This is a genomic window from Pseudomonas koreensis, from assembly GCF_036668835.1.
Lineage (GTDB): Bacteria > Pseudomonadota > Gammaproteobacteria > Pseudomonadales > Pseudomonadaceae > Aquipseudomonas > Aquipseudomonas koreensis_I.
In genome coordinates this window covers 1-292 of the sequence record NZ_JAZEVW010000052.1, presented here as the reverse complement: position 1 = coordinate 292, position 292 = coordinate 1, and the positions used below count along the sequence as shown (strand labels likewise).

Annotated in this window: 1 protein-coding gene; it reads right to left on the bottom strand. The window is 61.0% G+C overall.

Features of this window, described 5'->3' with window-relative positions:
* A partial coding sequence (locus V6F91_RS27260) for an immunoglobulin-like domain-containing protein (RefSeq protein ID WP_332769952.1) occupies positions 1–292 on the bottom strand: 292 nt, incomplete at both ends.

Here is a 292-nt window from a genome sequence, read left to right as displayed (position 1 = left end):
CCGGTCGCGGACAGCGTCAGGTTGGTGGTGTCGGCCACGTCGGTAACGGTGGTCGAGACTGGAGTTTTGTCGGCAACCAGGTTTTCGAAGTTGCCGCCGGTCACGTTGGTGATCGAGTTGGTAATCGGCGCATGACCGGTCAACACATCGTTCGGCGCAATGGCGGTCGCGGTGCCAGTGGTCTGGCCCACGCCGATGGTGATGGTTTGACCGTTGGCCAAAGTTACCACTACTGGAGAACCGGTTACTGGCGCACCGACAGTTGCGGTGTAAACGACGTTGCCGCCCTCGG